Annotated in this window: 20 protein-coding genes; 7 read left to right on the top strand and 13 right to left on the bottom strand. The window is 66.6% G+C overall.

Annotated elements, in window-relative coordinates; genetic code table 11:
• Positions 1–17: 17 nt before the first annotated feature.
• From ACUSIJ_RS23005 to ACUSIJ_RS22995, 3 genes are all read right to left on the bottom strand, one after another.
• Complete coding sequence (locus ACUSIJ_RS23005; protein WP_449310761.1) at positions 18–1,010, bottom strand: Gfo/Idh/MocA family protein; 993 nt, start codon at positions 1,008–1,010, stop codon at positions 18–20.
• A 308-nt stretch (positions 1,011–1,318) separates the two neighbouring features.
• The gene (locus ACUSIJ_RS23000) at positions 1,319–2,185 is read right to left on the bottom strand and encodes a sugar phosphate isomerase/epimerase family protein (RefSeq protein WP_449310760.1); all 867 of its coding nucleotides are present in this window, start codon (positions 2,183–2,185) and stop codon (positions 1,319–1,321) included.
• A 130-nt stretch (positions 2,186–2,315) separates the two neighbouring features.
• Positions 2,316–3,206, bottom strand: coding sequence for an NAD(P)-dependent oxidoreductase (locus tag ACUSIJ_RS22995; RefSeq protein WP_449310759.1), 891 nt, complete (start codon positions 3,204–3,206; stop codon positions 2,316–2,318).
• 437 nt (positions 3,207–3,643) lie between these two features.
• Between ACUSIJ_RS22995 and ACUSIJ_RS22990 the strand changes: the two genes are divergently transcribed.
• From ACUSIJ_RS22990 to aroQ, 3 genes are all read left to right on the top strand, one after another.
• Positions 3,644–4,654, top strand: a complete 1,011-nt coding sequence (locus ACUSIJ_RS22990; protein WP_449310758.1) for a LacI family DNA-binding transcriptional regulator — start codon at positions 3,644–3,646, stop codon at positions 4,652–4,654.
• A gap of 114 nt (positions 4,655–4,768) precedes the next feature.
• Entirely contained in the window at positions 4,769–5,584 is an 816-nt protein-coding gene (locus ACUSIJ_RS22985) for a sugar phosphate isomerase/epimerase family protein (protein WP_449310757.1), read from the top strand.
• A gap of 67 nt (positions 5,585–5,651) precedes the next feature.
• Positions 5,652–6,101, top strand: a complete 450-nt coding sequence (gene aroQ / locus ACUSIJ_RS22980) for a type II 3-dehydroquinate dehydratase (RefSeq protein ID WP_449310786.1) — start codon at positions 5,652–5,654, stop codon at positions 6,099–6,101.
• Positions 6,102–6,155: 54 nt separating this feature from the next.
• Here the strand turns inward: aroQ and ACUSIJ_RS22975 are convergent, their stop codons facing one another.
• The gene (locus tag ACUSIJ_RS22975) at positions 6,156–6,902 is read right to left on the bottom strand and encodes a sulfite exporter TauE/SafE family protein (RefSeq protein ID WP_449310756.1); all 747 of its coding nucleotides are present in this window, start codon (positions 6,900–6,902) and stop codon (positions 6,156–6,158) included.
• 69 nt (positions 6,903–6,971) lie between these two features.
• The gene (locus ACUSIJ_RS22970; protein ID WP_449310755.1) at positions 6,972–7,574 is read right to left on the bottom strand and encodes a nuclear transport factor 2 family protein; all 603 of its coding nucleotides are present in this window, start codon (positions 7,572–7,574) and stop codon (positions 6,972–6,974) included.
• Positions 7,575–7,778: 204 nt separating this feature from the next.
• On the opposite strand from ACUSIJ_RS22970, the gene ACUSIJ_RS22965 reads away from it, so the two are divergent.
• From ACUSIJ_RS22965 to ACUSIJ_RS22955, 3 genes are all read left to right on the top strand, one after another.
• Complete coding sequence (locus tag ACUSIJ_RS22965; RefSeq protein ID WP_449310754.1) at positions 7,779–8,675, top strand: IclR family transcriptional regulator; 897 nt, start codon at positions 7,779–7,781, stop codon at positions 8,673–8,675.
• A complete protein-coding gene (locus ACUSIJ_RS22960; RefSeq protein WP_449310753.1) occupies positions 8,672–9,733 on the top strand; it encodes a maleylacetate reductase in 1,062 nt (353 codons plus the stop codon). Before ACUSIJ_RS22965 ends, ACUSIJ_RS22960 begins: the two co-directional genes overlap by 4 nt.
• Before the next feature lie 76 nt (positions 9,734–9,809).
• Positions 9,810–10,736 (top strand): intradiol ring-cleavage dioxygenase, encoded by a 927-nt coding sequence (locus tag ACUSIJ_RS22955; RefSeq protein WP_449310752.1) that lies wholly within the window; start codon positions 9,810–9,812, stop codon positions 10,734–10,736.
• On the opposite strand, the gene ACUSIJ_RS22950 is transcribed toward ACUSIJ_RS22955, so the two are convergent.
• The 6 genes from ACUSIJ_RS22950 to ACUSIJ_RS22925 all read right to left on the bottom strand — a co-directional run bounded on the left by ACUSIJ_RS22950 (position 10,733) and on the right by ACUSIJ_RS22925 (position 16,271).
• Complete coding sequence (locus tag ACUSIJ_RS22950) at positions 10,733–11,428, bottom strand: glutamine amidotransferase (protein WP_449310751.1); 696 nt, start codon at positions 11,426–11,428, stop codon at positions 10,733–10,735. The genes ACUSIJ_RS22955 and ACUSIJ_RS22950 overlap by 4 nt on opposite strands.
• Positions 11,429–11,445: 17 nt before the next feature.
• Positions 11,446–12,357, bottom strand: coding sequence for a dihydrodipicolinate synthase family protein (locus ACUSIJ_RS22945; RefSeq protein ID WP_449310750.1), 912 nt, complete (start codon positions 12,355–12,357; stop codon positions 11,446–11,448).
• On the bottom strand, positions 12,354–13,154 hold the full coding sequence (locus tag ACUSIJ_RS22940) for a YggS family pyridoxal phosphate-dependent enzyme (protein WP_449310785.1): 801 nt from the start codon (positions 13,152–13,154) through the stop codon (positions 12,354–12,356). Before ACUSIJ_RS22940 ends, ACUSIJ_RS22945 begins: the two co-directional genes overlap by 4 nt.
• Before the next feature lie 402 nt (positions 13,155–13,556).
• Positions 13,557–14,414: an oxidoreductase gene (locus ACUSIJ_RS22935; RefSeq protein ID WP_449310749.1), complete on the bottom strand. Its 858-nt coding sequence runs from the start codon at positions 14,412–14,414 to the stop codon at positions 13,557–13,559.
• A gap of 74 nt (positions 14,415–14,488) precedes the next feature.
• A complete protein-coding gene (locus ACUSIJ_RS22930) occupies positions 14,489–15,343 on the bottom strand; it encodes an aldo/keto reductase (protein WP_449310748.1) in 855 nt (284 codons plus the stop codon).
• Positions 15,344–15,413: 70 nt separating this feature from the next.
• Positions 15,414–16,271: an oxidoreductase gene (locus ACUSIJ_RS22925; RefSeq protein WP_449310747.1), complete on the bottom strand. Its 858-nt coding sequence runs from the start codon at positions 16,269–16,271 to the stop codon at positions 15,414–15,416.
• A gap of 116 nt (positions 16,272–16,387) precedes the next feature.
• On the opposite strand from ACUSIJ_RS22925, the gene ACUSIJ_RS22920 reads away from it, so the two are divergent.
• On the top strand, positions 16,388–17,281 hold the full coding sequence (locus tag ACUSIJ_RS22920; protein WP_449310746.1) for a LysR family transcriptional regulator: 894 nt from the start codon (positions 16,388–16,390) through the stop codon (positions 17,279–17,281).
• Between the two features lie 108 nt (positions 17,282–17,389).
• Here ACUSIJ_RS22920 and ACUSIJ_RS22915 read toward each other — a convergent pair whose 3' ends face one another.
• Together ACUSIJ_RS22915 and fmdA are read right to left on the bottom strand one after the other, a co-directional pair.
• Positions 17,390–17,725, bottom strand: a complete 336-nt coding sequence (locus ACUSIJ_RS22915) for an FmdB family zinc ribbon protein (protein WP_449310745.1) — start codon at positions 17,723–17,725, stop codon at positions 17,390–17,392.
• An 87-nt stretch (positions 17,726–17,812) separates the two neighbouring features.
• A complete protein-coding gene (fmdA, locus tag ACUSIJ_RS22910) occupies positions 17,813–19,045 on the bottom strand; it encodes a formamidase (protein ID WP_449310744.1) in 1,233 nt (410 codons plus the stop codon).
• Positions 19,046–19,080: the final 35 nt, after the last annotated feature.

Below are 19,080 nucleotides of genomic sequence, written 5' to 3'. Positions count from 1 at the left end.
GAAGCGTTTCCCCGCCGTCAGCAGCACAGCTCCACCGGCGCGCCGGCGCGGCAGGACCACAACGCCGCCTCGGCCAGTTCCTGCGCCGCCAGGCCGTCCCTGTGGGTGGCGACCTCGGTCTCCTGTCCCTCGGCGAAGTCGAGGAAGCGATCCAGCTCGCGCTCGTAGGCGAGGCGGTAGCGCTCCGCGAACGTCGGCTCGGGCGGCGCCGACAGGAAGCCGCCGCCATCGCCGCGTATGACCGCGTCGGACCGTGCATTGTCGACCAGATAGGCCGCCCTCGTGCCAAGCACCTCCAGCCTCTGGTCGTAGCCGAAAGCGGCGAAGCGGCCATTGTGGATGGACACCAGCGCGCCGGACTGCGCGACGAGCGTGATCATGGCCGAGTCGATGTCGCCGAGTTCGCCGATCCGCTCGTCGATCATGCAGCCGCCCACGGCGTAGATGCTGACGATCGGCTCGTTCAGAATGAAGCGCGCCATGTCGAAGTCGTGGATGCTCTGGTCGCGGAAGAGCCCGCCGGACTGGCGCACATAGTCGGGCGGCGGCGGCGCCCAGGAGCGCGAGGCGATGCAGACCTGGTAGATCTTGCCCGCGTCGCCTGCCCTCACCTGCCGGCGCACCTGGCCGAAGCTGGGATCGAAACGACGGTGGAAGCCCATCATGCAGCGGGCGCCGGCCGCCTCCAGGCGGTCGGAGCAGGCCCGCGCAGCCGCGAAGTCGAGGCTGATCGGCTTCTCGCACAGGATGGGTTTGCCCAGCTCCGCCATGGCCTCCAGCAGGCCGGCATGGCTGTCCGTCGGGCTGCCGATGATGAAGGCGTCGACATCATCGGCCGCGAGAGTGTCCTCGCGGCTGGCCGCGCTCGCCCCGGTGATCGCGGCGATCCTTGCCGCGGCGGCGGAGTCGGGGTCGACGATGCGGGCGAGCCGCGCCCGCGGATTGGCGGCGATGTTGCGGGCGTGGATCTGGCCGATCCTGCCCGCTCCGAAGAGGGCGATGCGGATCATGGACATGCTCCAGCCTCGGGCAGAACCGGAAAGTGGCAACAGAGATCTGTCATCGACGCTCCTCCCTGCCCTTGCGGCAAAAAAGTTACCCTTTCCCGATATGCATCGTGAGATTTTCAGACACGTATGTGAATCTGTTCAATACAGAACACCCATTAGGCAGATGAGCCGCCCGGCGTCGGCCGCTTCTTCCCGCGCGGTGCGCGTCCGGGTGATCGGAGCGGAAAGACTTTCGCCTGAAAGCCATCCCGCTCCGATTCCTTGATGGCGCACGATCCCAAAGCGGCACCCGCCTCGGGGTTCATGCGTTAGCCGAAGATCGCCTTGAAGCGGCCGATCGCCGCGTGGAAGCCATCCTCGAACGTCCCGCCGTCCGGCCGGTAGACGCTCTCATAGGAGATCACGCCGTCATAGCCGTCCGACTTGAGCGCATTGGCCAGCGGCCATAGCTGGTCGGCGAGGTCGCCCTCGCCGAGATTGCGCACCTCCAGCGTCGCCTTCGGCGTGTCGACGAAGACATCCTTCAGGTGGATGTGGCCGAGATACTTGCCGCGGATGAGTTCGTAGCCGTCCGGATAGGCGCGCTCATGGGCCCAGCAGTTGTTGGCGGGATCCCAGAGCACCTTGAAGTGGTCGCTGTCGATCTCGTCGAGCAGCTTGCGGGCGGTCCAGCTGGAATTGATCATGGTGCCGTTGCCGGTTTCGACGACGAGCACGATCCCTTCCTTCTCGGCGATGCGCACGGCCGGCTCCATCAGCGGCGCGAGCGCATCCCACGCGCCCTTGGCGACGTTCCAGTGGTCGGCGCCGTTGCGGCCGAACAGAATCTGCTCCTTGCGCCCGCTGAAGGTACGCACGAGCGGCGAACCGATCTCATGCGCCATGGCGATGCAGCGATGCAGCGCATCCAGGTGGTGGCGGTAGACCTCGTCCGTCGGCTTGGTGGCCATGGTGATGTTCCCGCCCAGAATGTGGCGGGAAATGCAGGAGACCTTGAGGCCATACCGGTGCACCAGATCCTTCAGCCGACGGATCTCGCCGATGTCGAGGTCGCCGACTTCCTTGTCCCAAACGAACTGGAATTCGGCATATTCCAGTCCGGCTTCGGCTGCGACCCGCAGCGCGTGTTCGGGATCACGGCTGATGCCGTCGGTGATGACGCCAAGCTTGGCCATTTCGGGCTCCGCTATCTATCTGCCGGGACGGCCTTCATGCGCGGCCATCCCGATCCATCCATTCGATCGAGCATGATCCCTTCCCGAAGGCGACATGCGCCTTCCGGGCCGATGCTCCGGGAACATCCGGTCAGCGCTGGACGGTGGTTCCGACGATATCCTCGAGGATCTTCGTCACCGCCCAGTTGTCTTCGCCGGGAAACTTGGTGATGCCGGCCTGGAAGAGCTGCATGGCGGCGCCGGCGGTGAACATGGGCACGCCGAACTCGCGGGCGTGGTCCATGGTGATCGTGAGATCCTTGTACATGGTGCCGAGATGGCTGCCGGTGCCGACGAAGGCACGGTCCATGATTTTCTCCAGCGCGTTTCTGGTGATGCTGTTGCCGGCGCCGGAGGCGTTGAACACATCGTAGAGCACCTGGGCCGGAACGCCGGACTTGGCGCCGAGCACGACGGCCTCGAACGTGGCCGTGAAGATGGAGCCGATCAGGCCCTGCAGACAAGCCTTCACAGTCTGGCCCTGCCCCGGCTCCGTGCCGACATGGAAGATGCTCTTGCCGACGGCCTGCAGCAGCGACTGGTGCTCGTCAAGCACGTCCGCGGGCGCCGCCGCCATCATCGTCAGCGTGCCGGACTGGGCGCCCGGGAAGCCGCCGCTCACCGGGGAATCGATCATGCGCAATCCCCTGGCCGCCAGGCTGTCGCCGATGTCGCGCGCCTCCGAGGGCTTGATCGTGGCCGTCATGATGACTGTGGAGCCCGGCTTGAAGCGGGCGGCCAATCCGTCGTCGCCGAAGATGACGGTCTTTGCCTGGGCGCCGTTGAGCACCATGACGAAGACAGCGTCGGCGCCCTCGGCCACTTCCGCCGGGCTGCCGGCCGGTGTGCCGCCCATCGCCGCGAGCGCATCAAGCCGGTCCTTGCGCAGGTCGTAACCAGACGTCCGGAATCCAGCCCCGATCAGATTCCTGGCGAGGCCGCTGCCCATGTCGCCAAGACCGATGACGCCCACCTTTTTCATCTTCTTCCCCCCGGCGACGCGAATGGCGTTTGTTCTATATCAGGAACTTGTTTATATATTAACCATTAGCATTAACGAGCCAAGCTCATCATGTCAACATTCTTTTCATCATGCCAGTATCATTTGATGTCATCAATCAATAATTGATGCATCATTGTTTGCAGCGCACATCAAAATTCTGAAGGAAGTTTGCGGTGCAAAATGCGTCCGGTGTAAAATGCGTCTCTGGCCGGATTGGGCCGATCCTGATTGAAATCAACCCTTGATGATGACATCATCCATCGAGAATGACGATCATTTGATGGTTTTCTGCGAATCGCCACGGCCTGTGCCGGAGGCCGGAGGGTGACACCTGCCGTCGCGTTGTTCAGGAGTGAAGCCGCTTCCCGCTGCCGGGATTCCACGGCGGCGCGAACCGGCAGCCGGAGAAACGGGCCATGAATGAAAAGCCGAGGATTGCCGAGATCGCCACGCTGGCCGGCGTCAGCACGGCGACCGTCGACCGCGTTCTGAACGAGCGCGGCGGCGTCAGGAGCCGGACGATCAGGAAGGTCCAGGAGGCCATCCAGCTCTGGGAGAGCGGCGGCGGGCTGCACGCGCGGCCGCAGCGGCACCGGTTCGGCGTCTTCGACCTGATCCTGCCGGCCATGGCCGGCGCTTCCACCGATTTTCTCGCCAAGGAGATGCAGGGCTTCGCCGACAAGATGCGGGTCCAGTTGCGCAGGGAGTTCGTCGAGCGCATGAACCCCTTCGCCCTTGCGGAAGTGCTGCGCGAGCGCGCCACAAGGGGCAGCGACGGCGTCGCCTTCCAGGCGCTGGACCATCAGGTGGTGCGCGAGGCGGTCTCCCTGCTCGCGGCCAGGAACATCCCCGTCGTGACGCTGTGCTCCGACATAGGCGGGGTCGAGCGGCTCGCCTATGTCGGCATGGACAACCGCGCCGCCGGCCGCACGGCCGGATATCTGATGGGCCGGCTCTCCAGGCGGCCGGGCAAGGTCGCCGTCATCTGGGGCGGCCAGCTCTACCGCTGCCACGAGGAGCGCGAATTCGGCTTCCGCAGCATCCTGCGCGCGGAGTTCCCCGAGCTCGAGGTCCTGGACCTGATCACCGGCAACGACGATACGGCCCGGAACTACCGCGAGGTGCTGAAGGTCGCCGAGGCGAATCCGAATTTCGTCGGCGCCTATTGTGTCGGCGCCGGCATGGAAGGCGTCGTCCAGGCCCTGTCGGAGGCAGGCAGGACCGGACAATGCGTGACCATCGGCCACAACCTCTGCCCCCTGACCAAGACCTATCTGATGGACGGCCGCGCGGACGTCATCATTCATCAGAACATGACGCAGATCGCCCGCGTCGGGCTCCGCTGCCTCCATGACGGCGCCATGTCCGCTGCCGGCGGCGGGATCCCGATCGAGGTCATCACACGCGAGAACATGACGCACCGGTAGGGCCGGCCCCTCTCCGGCGAAGGGCTTATTCAGGCGGGCGCGTTGACGTCTGGCTAAAATTCCGTATACTGAACTCGTTCATGAAAATGAAGATGGATGGTCCGTCAGGCTCCCATGACGAAATCCGCGATGCTCTCGCTTGCCCATCTGACGGTTCTCGACGCCACCCCGCCCGAACTGATCGAGGCGGCCGCCGCGGCAGGTTTCGACGCGGTCGGGCTGCGCATCGTGCCGCCGCTGCCGACCGACAGGATCGTCCCCGTGGTCGGCCGGCCGGAGGCCATCCGCGAGATCGCGGGCGCGCTGGCCGCCACCGGGATCCGCATTTTCGACGTCGAGGCGGTGTGGCTGATGCCGCACACCGATGTGGCGGCGCTGCGGCCGGCGCTGGAGGTCGGCGCCAGGCTGGGCGCGCGGCATTTGCTGGTGGTCGGAAACGATCCCGAACCGGCGCGGCTGCGCGACAATTTCGCTCAATTGTGCGCGGAGGCGGCCGGGTTCGGCCTCGGCGTCGCGCTGGAGCCTATGTCCTATGTCGAGGTGAACACGCTCGCCAGGGCGGCAGCGCTGCGCCAGGCCGGCGGCGCGAACGCGACGCTGCTCATCGACGCGCTGCACCTCTTCCGCTCCGGCGGCACGCCGGCCGAGGTGGCGGCGATGGATCCCGGCCTCTTCGCCTACCTGCATCTTTGCGACGCGGCGGCGCAACCTCCCGAACCCGGCAACCTGCGGGCGGAGGGGCGCGGCGGCAGGTTCTATCCCGGCGAAGGCGAATTGCCGCTCAAGGCGTTCCTCGATGCCTTCCCGCCGGACATCCCCATCGCAGTCGAGGCGCCCTGCGCACGCCACGACGACCGGCCGGTGGCCGAACGGGCGGAGCTATGCGGCCGGGCAACGCGCCGGCTGCTCGCCGAGGCAGGCCGACTCTGATGCCGGCGCATCGACGCACGACATTCCCAAGAGACGACATTCCCGAGAGGAGGAGACGGTGAGCGAGGTGGCGAAAGTACTGTTCCTGAACGGCCCGAATCTCAACCTGCTGGGTACGCGCCAGCCCGAGATCTACGGCCACGATACGCTCGCCGACCTGGAGGCGGCGACCAGGGCGGAGGCCGCGACGCTCGGCATCGAGGTCGACTTCCGCCAGTCCAACGTCGAGGGCGAACTGGTCTCCTGGATCCACGAGGCGCGCGCCGATGCGGCCGCCATCGTCATCAATGCCGGCGCCTACACCCACACCTCGATCGCCATCATGGACGCCCTGCTCGCCTTCGACGGGCCGATCATCGAACTGCACCTGTCGAACAGATCCCGCCGCGAGGGCTTCCGCCACAAATCCTACGTCTCGCTCGCCGCCACCGGCATGGTCGAGGGTCTTGGCCCGGTCGGCTATCCCATCGCCTTGCGCGCCGCGGCACGGCTGCTGGAACGCAGGGCCAAGCGCTGATTGCCAGTTGCTGATCCGGGCGGGAGACTGCCCGGCCGGACGCCGGACTGCCCGTCAAGCCAGGGTCCGGACCGCGTCGAAGACGAGCTTCACCGAAATCAGGAACAGGGCAGCCTGGATGAAGCGGAAGAAGGCCTCTGTCGGCATCGTCTTCGTGATCCAGGCGCCGGAGAAGGTGCCGGCAATCGCCGTCGGCACCAGCAGCGCCAGCGTCGAGGGCCGAAGGTCCATCTGCTGCAGTTGCCAGTAGGGGATGAGCTTGGCGGCGTTGATGGTGGCGAAGAGAATGGTCGAGGTGCCGGCGAACACCAGCTTCTCCATCCGCTGCGGCATGGTATAGATCTGGAAGGTGGCGCCCCCGGAATGGGTTATGAAGCTGGTGAAGCCCGTCAGCGTGCCCCAGAAAAGCCCCCGCGGCACGTCCGCCCTGCTGGCCTGGGCAGAACTGCGCCGCAGCCAGAAGTGCAGGCAGAAGGCGATGCCGATGACGCCGACGAGCAGCCCGGCGACGGCATCCGACATGCGCGACGCGACGGCCCAGCCGACGATGACCCCGGCCAGCCCGGCCGGGATCAGGATGGCCAGATTGCGCCGGGAATAACTGCGCCTGTAGAGCCAGACGCCGACCACGTCCGAGAGGATATAGATAGGCAACAGCATCGCCGCCGCCGCGAGCGGCGGCATGACGAGCGCCATGATCGGCACGGCCGCCGATCCGACATTGGCGAGGCCGCCCTTCGACAGACCCACGATGAAGGCCGCCAGCATGGCCAGCGCCATCACCTCGATATCGCCCGTCATGGCAGGCTCCCGTTTCCGGACATTGGACGCTCCAGCCCCAAGCCGCGCCGGCAAGTCCCGGCCGCCCGGTCAGTTGACCGCGCCCCCCGCCAGCCAGGCCCTGCCGCTGCGATAAAGGCTTTCGACCTCCGGGCCGGTCAGCCCCGGCATGTCAGGCTTCACCTTGTAGCCGATTCCCGTCTGCAAGTAAGCAAGATGACGGTACCCCTCCGGAAAGCTGCTCAGCAGCGCCGCGTCCAGCTTTGGCACCCGGGCCGGGTCGACAGGATCCAGCCGGTCCTTCTCGTAGATCGGCTGGCGCAGGACCACGCCCCAGCGGTCCCCGCGCTTCTCGAGAAAGTCGTAGAACCGGCCGGTGCACACCACGTCGCACTCGACATCCTCCACCGGCGCGCGCTGGCTGATCGTCATCTTGGTCTGCGCGATGGCCCGCGACCCGGCAAGGTCGATGGACGTGCCACCGAGAAAATGGAGGATGCGGACGCCGTTCTCGAACCCCTTGCGGCTGACCGCGATAAACTCGTCCGCGGTGCCCTGAAACCAGGTGGCCATCATGCGTCCGTCGTCGTGCCAGACGGTGCGGAAGCGTTCCCAATCGCCGGCGTCACGCCATACGACCCAGTTCTCGATCAGGTCGCGAATGGCGTCGCGCTCGCTTCTGATATCCTGCATCTTGTCCCAATGATCCCTGCTGATCGCCCGGCGGGTCCGCCGAGTAATTGTTTATTTACGTGAATTAGTTCCTCATGTAAAGCTAGTCGGCACTATGTCGCCGGGGCATACGGCCAGGGTCCCGGAGAGATGGCCGACGGCATCGCTGCAGGGACGCGATATCCCTGCAGGCCGCGCCGCGAGGCCGGGAAAGCGAGGAACCGCATGATGAAGGACGAGACGATCGCGCAAGACACCGACCGCGTCATTGCGGCCGAGGCCGGTGCGGTCAAATCGGCGACGCGCGTGCTCGACCTGTTCGAGTATCTCGGCCGCTGGGATGCGGAGAAGACGCATACCGAGATCGCCCGCGAACTCGCCATCCCCAAGAGCAGCCTGACCCAGCTTCTGAAGACGCTGGTGCGCCGCGGCTATCTCACCTACTCGGCGGAGAGCAAGGGATACGGGCTCGGTCCTGCCATTGCCAGCCTCGCCACGCGCATTCATGACGGCAACGACCTGATCTCGGTGGCGCAGCCGATCCTGTCGTGGATCACGGCCGAGACGCACGAATCCTGCGCGCTGAACTTCATCAAGGGCGACAGGTCCGAGGTGGTGGCCTGCGTCACCAGCCCCCGGCGTCTGCTCTATCACATGCAGCTCGGCGATTCGGCACCCCTCTACGCCACATCCGGCGGCAAGGCGCTGCTTGCCCACCTGCCCGAAGAGATGCTGCGCGAGTATCTGCAACGCACCGTGCTGCAGCCGATCACGCCCAACACGATCGTGACCGTGGAGGAACTGGAACGGGAACTGGCCGCCGCCCGGCGCGACGGCTACGCCCAGGTGGTCGAGGAATTCACCATCGGGATCGCGGGCGTGGCGCGGCCGATTCTCAGTGCGTCGGGCATTCCGCTCGCCGCCATCAATATCGCCATGCCGGTCGCTCGCTTCAACGCCGACGTGCGCAGCCAATGCCTCGCGGTCCTGGCCAAGGCCGTGTCCGACATCCGCCAGCAACTGCGTCTCGAAGGCGGCGGTTCGTCCAGGCGGTGGCGCGGGGCCGAGCCGCCGCCTGCCGGCGCGGCCGGGTCCGTCCGGACAGGCGGGAGGATGGGATGATCGAGCCGTTCACCTACGTTGCGCGGCCGGCCACCGTCATTTTCGGCCGCGGCTCGATCGACGGCATCGACCGGGCGATGGAACGGCTGTCGCTGCATCGCGCCATGGTGCTGTCGACACCGCAGCAGGCCGCGGGCGCCGAAGCGCTCTCCGCGCGTCTCGGCGGCCGGGCCGCCGGCACGTTCGCCGGCGCGGCCATGCACACCCCGGTCGATGTCACCGAGGCCGCGCTGGCGGCGGTCGGGGCCGCCGGCGCCGACTGCCTCATCGCCCTCGGCGGCGGCTCCACCACCGGCCTCGGCAAGGCGATCGCGCTGCGCACCGACCTGCCCCAGATCGTCGTCCCCACCACCTATGCCGGTTCGGAGGTGACCGACATCCTCGGCCAGACCGAGCGCGGGGAGAAGACGACCATCCGCGATCCGAAAGTGCTGCCCGAAGTGGTCGTCTACGATCCCGACCTGACGCTCGGCCTGCCGGTCGCCATGAGCGTGACCAGCGGGCTGAACGCCATGGCGCATGCCGCCGAGGCGCTCTACGCGCCCGACAGGAACCCGGTGACGAGCCTGATGGCGGTGGAGGGGTTGCGCGCCATGCGGGATGCGCTGCCGCGCGTCGTGGCCTCCCCCGCCGATCCCGAAGCACACACCGGCGCGCTCTATGGCGCGTGGCTGTGCGGGACGGTGCTGGGGGCGGTGAGCATGTCGCTTCACCACAAGCTCTGCCATGTGCTCGGGGGCAGCTTCGACACGCCCCATGCCGAAACGCATGCGATCATGCTGCCGCATACCGTGGCCTTCAACGAGGCCGCGGCCGCAACGTTGCTGTCGCCGGCAGCCGACCTGTTCGGCGGCAAACTGGGCTCGGGCCTGTGGGACTTCGCCCGCTCGGTCGGCGCGCCGGCGAATCTGCGGGATGTCGGCGTCTCGGCGGCCGACCTCGATCGCGCCGCCGAGATCGCCCTGTCGAAGCCCTACGCGAATCCCCGCCCGATCGACCGGGCGTCCGTCAGAGAGCTCCTCCAGCGCGCCTGGGAGGGAACAAGGCCGGCAGCTTGAGTCGTCCGCCAAATAGCCGATGCGCCCCGCCATTGCGGCGGCCGCGCTCCGAAAACCGCCCGGACAGGTGAGTGACATGACCGCAGCCCATGAGAAAGGCTTCTTCGTCGAACAGAACTCGGTGGAGGTCGTGACCGGCCGCAATGTCAACGCCAGGGACGAACGGCTGAAGACCGTGATGGAGGTGATCACCCGCAAGCTGCACGAGGCCGTCAAGGAGATCGAGCCGACACAGGAGGAATGGTTTCAGGCCATCCAGTTCCTGACGCGGACGGGACAGCTCTGCAACGAATGGCGTCAGGAGTTCATCCTGCTTTCGGACGTTCTCGGCGTGTCGATGCTGGTCGATGCCATCAACAACAGAAAGCCGTCGGGCGCATCGGAGTCCACGGTGCTCGGCCCGTTCCACGTTGCCGACGCGCCGGAACTGCCGATGGGCGCCAACATCTGCCTCGACGGCAAGGGAGAGGACATGGTGATCGCCGGCCGCATCCTGGACACGGAGGGCCAACCGGTGTCCGGGGCGGTGATCGACGTCTGGCAGGCCAACGACGAAGGCTTCTACGACGTGCAGCAGAAAGGCATTCAGCCCGACTTCAACCTGCGCGGCGTCTTCCGCACCGGGGCGGACGGGCGCTACTGGTTCCGGGCGGTCAAGCCGAAATACTACCCGATTCCGGACGACGGCACCGTCGGCAAGCTGCTCTGCGCGCTCGGCCGCCATCCCTACCGCCCGGCCCATCTGCACTACATCATCGAGGCCGACGGCTACGAGCCCCTGACCACGCATATCTTCGATCCGGACGACCCCTACATCAATTCCGATGCGGTCTTCGGCGTCAAGGAGAGCCTGCTGGCGGAATTCCGGCAGATCGACGACCCGCAGCGCGCCGGGGAACTGGGCTTCAAGTCGCCGTTCTGGGAGGTCGAGCACGACTTCGTGCTGGCACGCGCCCCCACCCCGCCACCGGCCGACGAAGCGCCTCCGGCGTCCGGCGCCTAGAGCTGCGACAGCCATTCCGCGAAGGCGGCCCGGCCAGCGTCGCGCAGCGCGGGGCCGAACGTGCGCGCATCGGCGCGGATGCGCCTCGGGTCGATGCCGGCGCCGGCAAGCTCGGCCGCGTGGCCGATCAGCCAGGCCTCGAGGTCATGGCCGGTGTCGGCTTCCGGATGGAATTGCAGGCCGAGCACATGGGCGCCGATCGAGAACGCCTGATTGGCTATGGCAGTGGTCGCGAGCAGCTCGGCGCCCGCGGGCAGATCGAACGCATCGCCATGCCAGTGCAGCACCGGTACGCCCGCGAGGTGGCGCAGGGGGCCGCGCTTCCCGGCCTCGGTGAGGTCGACCGGAGCGAAGCCGATCTCCTTGACGCCGGTCGGCCCCACTCCGGCGCCGAGGGCCGCGGCGATCAGTTGCGCGCCGAGGCAGATGCCGAGGATCGGCAAACCGGCGTCGAGCCGGGTCCGGATAAGGGCACGTTCCTTGTCGAGGAAGGGATAGGCCTCGGTCTCATAGACGCCGATCGGCCCGCCCAGAACGACGAGAAGATCGGGCGCGAGCGGATCGACATCGGCAAGGCCTCCGGTAGCGACATCGGCATAGCCGGGCGTGTAGCCGGCTTCCTCCAGCGCCTGCTCGAACGTGCCGAGCGTCTCGAAATGGACATGGCGGATGGCGAGTGCGGTTCTTGTCATGGTGGTGGGTCCGGTCATTATGTGATGTCCGCCTGCAGGCGTGCCAGGGCTTCGGCAACCCCTTCGGCGACCTCTCGCTTCGCCGGATCGGGAAGCGGCAGGATCGGCCGTGGCGGCTCCGTGCGACAGATGTCGAGCTGCTCGGCGAGCGCATAGACGACGCGCAGGCCGGAAAACCGCCTGAACAGATCCCACACCGGCGCGAGCGCGGCGTCGAGCCGGCGCGCCTCGGCGGCGTCACCTTGCCGGGTCGCCCTGACGATCCTGCCGCAGACCTCCGGAAACAGGCCGCCGAGCACGCTGTACCAGGTGTCGGCGCCGGCAATCATGGTCTCGGTCGCCGTCCAGTCGCCGCTGCAGCCGATCGAAAAGCCATCCGGCAGGAAAGCACGCCATTCGGCCGGACGGCTTGCGGTTTCCTCGGGGCTCCCGGCGGGGTTCTTGATCGCGACAATGCCGGGCACGCCGGCGAGGCGGCCGACAAGCGCCGGCGTGAACCGGAAGTGGGTCGTGGCGGGGTTGTCGTAGATGACGATCGGCAGGCCGCTCTCCCGCGCCACGGCCGCGAAATGCTCGAACACCTCGTCATCGGTGAGCGGCGTGTAGGAGACGGCCGAGAGCAGCCCGGCCGCGGCGCCGATGGCGCGGGCATCTTGTGCGAACCCGATCACGTCGTCGGTCCTCAGCGCACCGATTCCGGCGATGACCGGCGTGTGGCCGCGTGTCTCCTCCAGCGCCGCCTCGAGCGCCCGCCGCCGTTCCTCGCGCGTCAGATACATATAGATGCCGGTGCTGCCGAGCAGGCCGACGGAATCGACCGACGCAGCCGACAGCCGGGCGACCAGCCGGCGCAGACCCGCCGTGTCGACGCGGCCGGCGTGGTCGGCAGGTGTGATCGGAAAGGCGCATAGTCCGCGTGGAAAGGTCATGGCGTTCCCTGTCGATCGGCCCCGGTTGCCGGCGGCCAGTAGTGGTGGTCGGGGGTGGGACGCGTGCCGAAAATCGCCTGACCCACGCGCACGACGTCCGCGCCTTCCTCGATCGCTTCCTCGAAGTCGCCGGACATGCCCATGGACAGCCCGGTCAGCGCGGGGTTGCGCCTGACGGCCTCGTCGCGCAGACGGCGCAGCAGCGCGAAGCAGGGCCGCACCTTCGCCATGTCGGAACTGAACAGCGCGAGCGTCATCAGCCCGCACGGCTTCAACCGCGGGAACCGGTCGAGGGTCTCGACGAACGGCAGGAGCGCGTCGGGATGCAGGCCGAACTTGCTCTCCTCGCCGGAGGTGTTGACCTGCACATAGACGTCGAGGAAGCGGTCTTCCCGTTCCAGCCGCGCGTTGAGCAGGTCGGCGAGCCGCAGGCTGTCGAGCGCGTGGAACGCGTGGGCGAAGCGGGTCAGATGCTTGACCTTGTTGGTCTGGAGATGCCCGACGATGCTCCAGTCGATGGCGAGATCACCCAACGCGTCGCGCTTCGCGGCTGCTTCCTGGATCTTGTTCTCGCCGAAAGCGCGGATGCCGGCCGCAAAGGCGAATCGCAGGATGTGGGCCGGCACCGTCTTCGTGATGGGGAGAAGCCGCACGGAAGCGCGCTCCCGCCCGGCACGCGCGCAGGCACGGGCAATCCGCGCCTCGACCGACGCCAGATTGGCGCGGAACGTGGCAAGCGGATCGGGGCCGAAGCGTTCCACGTCGTCGGGCGAAAGCGGCGTGTCGTTATGGGTCATCGTCATGTGGTCTCTGTCGCCATGCAGGCGTTCGGCGTGCTCTTGCTTGCCCCTGAAACTACCCTCAAACTGGTTTATGATAAACGTCTAGTTGGCGGCTATCGAAATGGGCCCGTCGGGAAAACGAGGCACGGGACGCTCGCGCGGGATGGGGGCGCGGCAGATCTAGTCGGACGCCTGCGACTGCCGCTTCATCCCCGCATCTGCGGGGAACGGACTTCGGCCAGCAGCGCGTTGGTCAGCGTGGTCGGTCCATCCCCGCGCAGGCGGGGAACGGCAGCAGAAGGTGCGGCCATTCTTCGACCAGCTCGGTTCATCCCCGCACACGCGGGGGCTGGCATCGGCATCATAGAGGATGAGGTCGGGCGGCTCCAGCGCGGCGTTGCATGCCGCGATCGCCATTCATGCCGCCGGGAAATCCGCGGCGAGACCGGTTTCGCGCCACGCTTCGATGTCGGCGAGAGCCGCGTTCAGGCGTTTCGTGACCTGCTCGATGCCGAATGCGCCGAGAACCAGATGCCGCGGTGCGTCGTCCGCGCCGGCGATCCTGATGATCGCCGCAGCCGCGCGCGCCGGATCGCCCGGCTGCTTGCCGCTCTGCTCCGTGGCGCGGGCGAAGCGGACGCCGGCTGTCTCGGCATATTCGGCGATGCGGTTGGGCGTCTGCGTCATGGACCGGCCGGCCCAGTCGGTGCGGAACGGCCCGGGTTCGATGCAGGTGACCTTGATCCCGATCGGCTTGCCCTCGGCCGCGAGCGAATCCGACCAGCCCTCGACCGCATGCTTGCTGGCTGCGTAGTAGCCGGAGCCGGGGAAGCCGACAAAGCCCGCGACCGAGGCGATGCTGATGACGTGACCGCTGCGCTGCCGCCGCATCACCGGCAGGACCGCGCGGGTGACGGCGAAGAGGCCGAAGACATTGGTGTCGAACTGGCGGCGGATCTCCGCTTCCTCGCCTTCCTCGATGGTTGCGAGGTAGCCATAGCCGGCATTGTTGACGAGAACATCGATCCGGCCGAACCGTTCCTCGGCCGCGGCCACGGCCGCTTCGATCTGATCGGGGCGCGTCACGTCGAGATCGAGGGCGAGCGCCGTCGTCTCGTGACCTTCGACGAGATCGGCGAGCCGGGACTTGTCGCGCGCGGTGACGACCGCGCGGTCGCCCCGCGCGATCACCTGCCGCGCAAGCGCTTGACCGAAGCCGGTCGAGCAGCCGGTGATGAACCATACAGGCGCATTGTCCACAGGCGCATTTTCCATGTCCGTTACTCCTTCCTGTCGGCCCCGCGCGGCGCGGGGCCGAAACCGGTTTGTGCCGTCGACGCTGCGGGGGTTCAGGCGGCGGCGTCGAGTGCGGCGATTTCGTCGGGCGTCAGCGACAGCCCGGCCGCCGCCACGTTCTCTTCCAGATGAGCGACCCTGAGCGTGCCGGGGATCGGCAGGATGACGGGGCTGCGCTGCAGCAGCCATGCAAGCGCGACCTGGCCGGCCGTGGCGCCATGAGCCTGCGCGACACGGTCGACCACCCCGCCGGGGCGGGTCAGCTCGCCGGCCGCAAGCGGATACCAGGGGATGAAGCCGATGCCGTTGGCCGTGCAATAGGCCAGCACGTCTTCGCTGCCGCGGTCGGCCAGGTTGTAGCGGTTCTGCACCGTCGCCACCGGGAACACGCGGCGGGCGGCCTCGATGTCATCGACCGAGACCTCGCTCAGCCCCGCATGGCGGATGACGCCGTCGTCCAGCAGTTGCTTGACCGCGCCGAACTGTTCGTCGCGCGGCACGCGCGGGTCGATGCGATGGAGCTGCCAGAGGTCGATCTGCTCGACGCCGAGCTTCCCGAGGCTGCCCCTCGCCCGCTCGATGAGATAGTCGGGCCGGCCGTTCGATGTCCACTGGTCCGGCCCTTCGCGCGTCAATCCCCCCTTGGTGGCGATCAGCAACCCCTCATAGGGATGAAGCGCCTCGCGGATCAGCTCCTCGGACACGTCGGGACCGTAGCTGTCGGCCGTGTCGATGAAGTTGACGCCGATCTCGGGGAGCCTGCGCAGCGTGGCAAGCGCGGCATTGCGGTCGGAAGGCGGCCCCCAGATGCCGGGACCGGTGATCCGCATCGCGCCGTAACCCAGGCGATTGATCGAGATGTCTCCGATCTTGAACTGGCCGGAGAGGTTGGCGTTGACGGTGGTCATTGTCGCTTCCTTTTTCGTGACGGAGAGAGTTGATCGTGCGCAGGCGAGCGTCCTCGCCCTCGCGTGGGCATCAGGCCCAGGAATTGGCGGCGGCGCTGTCGTCGACGAAGTCCGTCGAAAGCGTCACCTCCTTCCAGGCGTCGTATTCGGCCCGCAGGTCAGCGAGCTTCCGGTCGACCAGCTTGATCGCATCCGAGCCGAGCAGCAAATGCGCCGGCGGATCGTCGCTGTTCACGAGCCTGACCACGGCCGCTCCGAGCTTCGCCGGATCGCCGAGCTGCCTGCCGCTCATCGCGAGCCGCTTCTCCCGGATGGGATCCATGAGGGCATCATAGTCCTCGATCCCGCGCGGCGCGCGGTTCATCGAACGTCCGGCCCAGTCGGTGCGGAACGAGCCGGGCTCGACCGCCGTGACGTGGATGCCGAAGCCCTTCACTTCCTTGCCGAGCGCTTCGGACAAGCCCTCCAGCGCGAACTTCGAGCCGTGATAGAAGCTCAGGCCCGGCAGCGTGATGAGGCCGCCCATCGAGGTGATGTTGACGATATGGCCCGAGCGGCGCTTGCGCATGAAGGGCAACACGGCCTTCGTCACGGCGACCGCGCCGAAGACATTGACGTCGAACTGGCGCCGCAGGTCGTCGAGCGTCGATTCCTCGAGTGTTCCCTCGTGGCCGTAGCCGGCATTGTTGACGAGAACGTCGATCGGGCCGACCTCGCGCTCGATGCGATCGACCGTCGGCTGGATCTTCGCATCCTCGGTCACGTCGAGAATGACGCCGAAGGACCGGCCCGGGGCCTGCGCCGCAAAGGCCTGCCGTTGTTCCTCGTTGCGCAGCGTGCCCACGACACGGTCGCCGGCCGCCAAGGCCGCGTCGGCGATGGCCCGGCCGAAACCGGAGCTCACGCCCGTGATGAACCAGGTTTTCATGGGATATCTCCTTTGCTCGATAGCGGCGTTCCCGCCGCTGCCCTCACGGTTTAGCGCAGTTCCGCTGCTGAGATAACCGACTGGATTTTTCATGAAGTATTGAGCATAGTTCAGCAATGCAACGCATCGAGCCCAACGATCTCGCGATTTTCCTCACCATTGCCCGACACCGGAGCTTTCGCAAAGCGGCGGACGAGATCGGCGTCACGTCATCGGCCCTGAGCCATGCCCTTCGCGCGCTGGAGGAGCATCTCGGTGTCCGGCTGCTCAACCGGACGACGCGCAGCGTGGCGCTGACCGAGGCCGGCGAGCGGCTTCGCGCCCGCATTGCGCCGGCCTTTCGCGATATCGACGACGCGCTCGACGACCTCAACACCTTCCGCGACACGCCGACCGGCACCCTGCGCATCAATGCCGCGCGCGCTTCGACCCAGATCATCCTGCTGCCGACGGTGACACGCTTCCTCACCGCCTATCCGGGCGTGAATGTCGACATCGTCGTCAATAACGCCTTCGTGGACATGGTCTCGGAGGGGTTCGACGCCGGCGTGCGTTTCGGGGAAGTCGTCGCCCGGGACATGATCGCGGTTCCGCTCGGGCCGCCGCAGCGCTCGGCCTATGTCGCCTCTCCCGATTTCTTCCGGCGCCATCCGAAGCCCGCGACCCCCGAGGAGCTGAAGGGCCTGCCCTGCATCCGCTTCCGTTTCGAGAGCGGCCGCTACTACGCGTGGGAATTCGAGCGCGACGGCGTCGAGCTTGCCGTCGAGGTCGACGGGCAGTTGACGCTCGGCGAGCAGGATCTGGCCGTGCAGGCGGCGCTCGATGGCGCGGGCATAGCCTTCGCCTTCGAGGCGCAGGTCAGGGAGCTGGTCGCCCAGGGCCGGCTGGTGCGGGTGCTGGAGGACTGGTGCCCCTCCTATCCCGGCTTCTACCTCTACTATCCCAGCCGCAGGCAGTTGCCCGCGACGCTGCGTGCCTTCGTCGATTTCGCGCGCGGCATGACGAAATGAGCGGATCCCGCGCATAGCGCGAGCCCGCGATCAAAAATCGCTCAAAGAAAGACTTGCAGCGCATTTGTCGAGATGCGCTGCAGGGGGGGACCAGATCGAGGCTCGGTCTTAGTGGGAAATCATCCAGGGCCGCGCCGTCGGGAAGCTTTTGACGCCGTTGGCGCTGGTCGCGACGCGCCCTTTCCCCAATTTGCCCGGCGAGCAGCAGGCGCAGCCGGCCCCGTGCCCGCTGCTGGCGAGACGAGGCTCATGTCGAGACCGCTCATTGACGGCGTAGGCCATCCGCCGCGAGGAGGCCATGGTGGCCATTGCGGGGGCGGTGTAGAGCACGCGCGGCGCCTCGGCCCCGCATTCAGGACAATCGTGCGGCTCCGCATATCGGGCCATCGGACGCAATGCCGTGAACACACCGCAGCGACCGCATTCATATTCGTAGTATGGCATTCTTCTTCATCCCGCCGGATCGTTGTTGAATCGATGGTGCGCGCCGCAACGAGGTCCCCTCACCGGCCGGCAAGGGGAAGACCCCCGTCAATCGTAGGCGATGGGCATATCGACCAGACCATCGATGAATTTCTGCGGTCCGGCCGCCGAGGGGCGAATATCGAAGTCGAAGATCTCGGTGGGAATCCAGAGCGTCGCGCAGGAGTTCGGGATATCGACCACGCCCGACAGATGCCCCTGAACCGGCGCGACCCCCAGGATGGAGTGAGCCTGCGCGCCGGAATAACCGAATTTCTTGAGATATTCGATCGCGTTCAGACAAGCCTGCCGATAAGCGACATTGGCGTCGAGATAGTGCTGGGTCCCCTGCTCGTCGACGGAAATACCCTCGAAGATCAGATAGTCGTTGTAGTTGGGCGTTATCGGCGATGGCTGGAAGATCGGGTTCTTGATGCCGTATTTCGCCATCCCGTCCTTGATGAGATCGACTTTGATATGCAGCCAGGCGCCGAACATCTCGATCGCGCCGCAGAAGGTGATCTCGCCGTCGCCCTGGCTGAAGTGCATGTCGCCCATCGAGAGCCCCGCGCCATCCACGTAGACCGGGAAATAGATCCGCGAGCCGCGCGACAGATCCTTGATGTCGCAGTTGCCGCCATGCTCGCGCGGCGGAACCGTGCGCGCCCCCTCGGCAGCCACCTTGTCGAACACGTCGCCCTTGGAGATCTTGCCGAGATGCGCCGTCGCGGGAGCCGGCGGATTGGCAAGCGGCGGAACCCTGGTCGGATTGGTGTCGATCAGCGCCTGTTCCCGCGCGTTCCACTTTTCGAGCAACGACTGGCTGGGCAGCGTGCCGATGAGGCCGGGATGGATCAGCCCGGCGAAGCCAACGCCGGGCACGTGCCGCGAGCGCGTGAACAGGCCCTCATAGTGCCAGATGGACTTCTGCGCATAGGGAAAATGATCCGTGAGAAAGCCGCCGCCGTTCTTTCTGGAAAAGAAGCCGTTGAAGCCCCATTCGTGGCCCTTGAGCGTTCCCGCGTCCAGAATGTCGACGACGAGCAGATCGCCCGGCTCCGCCCCCTTCACGCCGATCGGCCCCGACAGGAAATGCACGGTAGTGAGATCGACATCGCGGATGTCCTCCGCCGTATCGTCGTTCTTGATGGCGCCACCTGTCCAGTCCACCGTCTCGACCAGAAAGTCGGCGCCCGGCTCAACCCATACGGCAATCGGAATATCGGGATGCCACCGGTTGTGCAGGTTCTCGTTTTCGTAGGCAGATCGCGACAAATCTACAGAAATCAGGGTTTCCGGCATGATGCTGTCTCCTTCTGTTCGCATTCATTATCGGC

Source organism: Pseudochelatococcus sp. B33 (assembly GCF_053570585.1).
The sequence above is the reverse complement of the archived record's forward strand: the minus strand, read 5'-3'. Positions and strand labels throughout refer to the sequence as shown.

What these genes read in the sequence shown, in the direction of transcription:
- ACUSIJ_RS23005 (WP_449310761.1), bottom strand. Translation starts at nt 1,010, where the DNA reads ATGATCCGCATCGCCCTCTTCGGAGCGGGCAGGATCGGCCAGATCCAC.
- ACUSIJ_RS23000 (WP_449310760.1), bottom strand. Translation starts at nt 2,185, where the DNA reads ATGGCCAAGCTTGGCGTCATCACCGACGGCATCAGCCGTGATCCCGAA.
- ACUSIJ_RS22995 (WP_449310759.1), bottom strand. Translation starts at nt 3,206, where the DNA reads ATGAAAAAGGTGGGCGTCATCGGTCTTGGCGACATGGGCAGCGGCCTC.
- ACUSIJ_RS22990 (WP_449310758.1), top strand. Translation starts at nt 3,644, where the DNA reads ATGAATGAAAAGCCGAGGATTGCCGAGATCGCCACGCTGGCCGGCGTC.
- ACUSIJ_RS22985 (WP_449310757.1), top strand. Translation starts at nt 4,769, where the DNA reads ATGACGAAATCCGCGATGCTCTCGCTTGCCCATCTGACGGTTCTCGAC.
- ACUSIJ_RS22975 (WP_449310756.1), bottom strand. Translation starts at nt 6,902, where the DNA reads ATGACGGGCGATATCGAGGTGATGGCGCTGGCCATGCTGGCGGCCTTC.
- ACUSIJ_RS22970 (WP_449310755.1), bottom strand. Translation starts at nt 7,574, where the DNA reads ATGCAGGATATCAGAAGCGAGCGCGACGCCATTCGCGACCTGATCGAG.
- ACUSIJ_RS22965 (WP_449310754.1), top strand. Translation starts at nt 7,779, where the DNA reads ATGATGAAGGACGAGACGATCGCGCAAGACACCGACCGCGTCATTGCG.
- ACUSIJ_RS22960 (WP_449310753.1), top strand. Translation starts at nt 8,672, where the DNA reads ATGATCGAGCCGTTCACCTACGTTGCGCGGCCGGCCACCGTCATTTTC.
- ACUSIJ_RS22955 (WP_449310752.1), top strand. Translation starts at nt 9,810, where the DNA reads ATGACCGCAGCCCATGAGAAAGGCTTCTTCGTCGAACAGAACTCGGTG.
- ACUSIJ_RS22950 (WP_449310751.1), bottom strand. Translation starts at nt 11,428, where the DNA reads ATGACAAGAACCGCACTCGCCATCCGCCATGTCCATTTCGAGACGCTC.
- ACUSIJ_RS22945 (WP_449310750.1), bottom strand. Translation starts at nt 12,357, where the DNA reads ATGACCTTTCCACGCGGACTATGCGCCTTTCCGATCACACCTGCCGAC.
- ACUSIJ_RS22940 (WP_449310785.1), bottom strand. Translation starts at nt 13,154, where the DNA reads ATGACCCATAACGACACGCCGCTTTCGCCCGACGACGTGGAACGCTTC.
- ACUSIJ_RS22935 (WP_449310749.1), bottom strand. Translation starts at nt 14,414, where the DNA reads ATGGAAAATGCGCCTGTGGACAATGCGCCTGTATGGTTCATCACCGGC.
- ACUSIJ_RS22930 (WP_449310748.1), bottom strand. Translation starts at nt 15,343, where the DNA reads ATGACCACCGTCAACGCCAACCTCTCCGGCCAGTTCAAGATCGGAGAC.
- ACUSIJ_RS22925 (WP_449310747.1), bottom strand. Translation starts at nt 16,271, where the DNA reads ATGAAAACCTGGTTCATCACGGGCGTGAGCTCCGGTTTCGGCCGGGCC.
- ACUSIJ_RS22920 (WP_449310746.1), top strand. Translation starts at nt 16,388, where the DNA reads ATGCAACGCATCGAGCCCAACGATCTCGCGATTTTCCTCACCATTGCC.
- ACUSIJ_RS22915 (WP_449310745.1), bottom strand. Translation starts at nt 17,725, where the DNA reads ATGCCATACTACGAATATGAATGCGGTCGCTGCGGTGTGTTCACGGCA.
- fmdA (WP_449310744.1), bottom strand. Translation starts at nt 19,045, where the DNA reads ATGCCGGAAACCCTGATTTCTGTAGATTTGTCGCGATCTGCCTACGAA.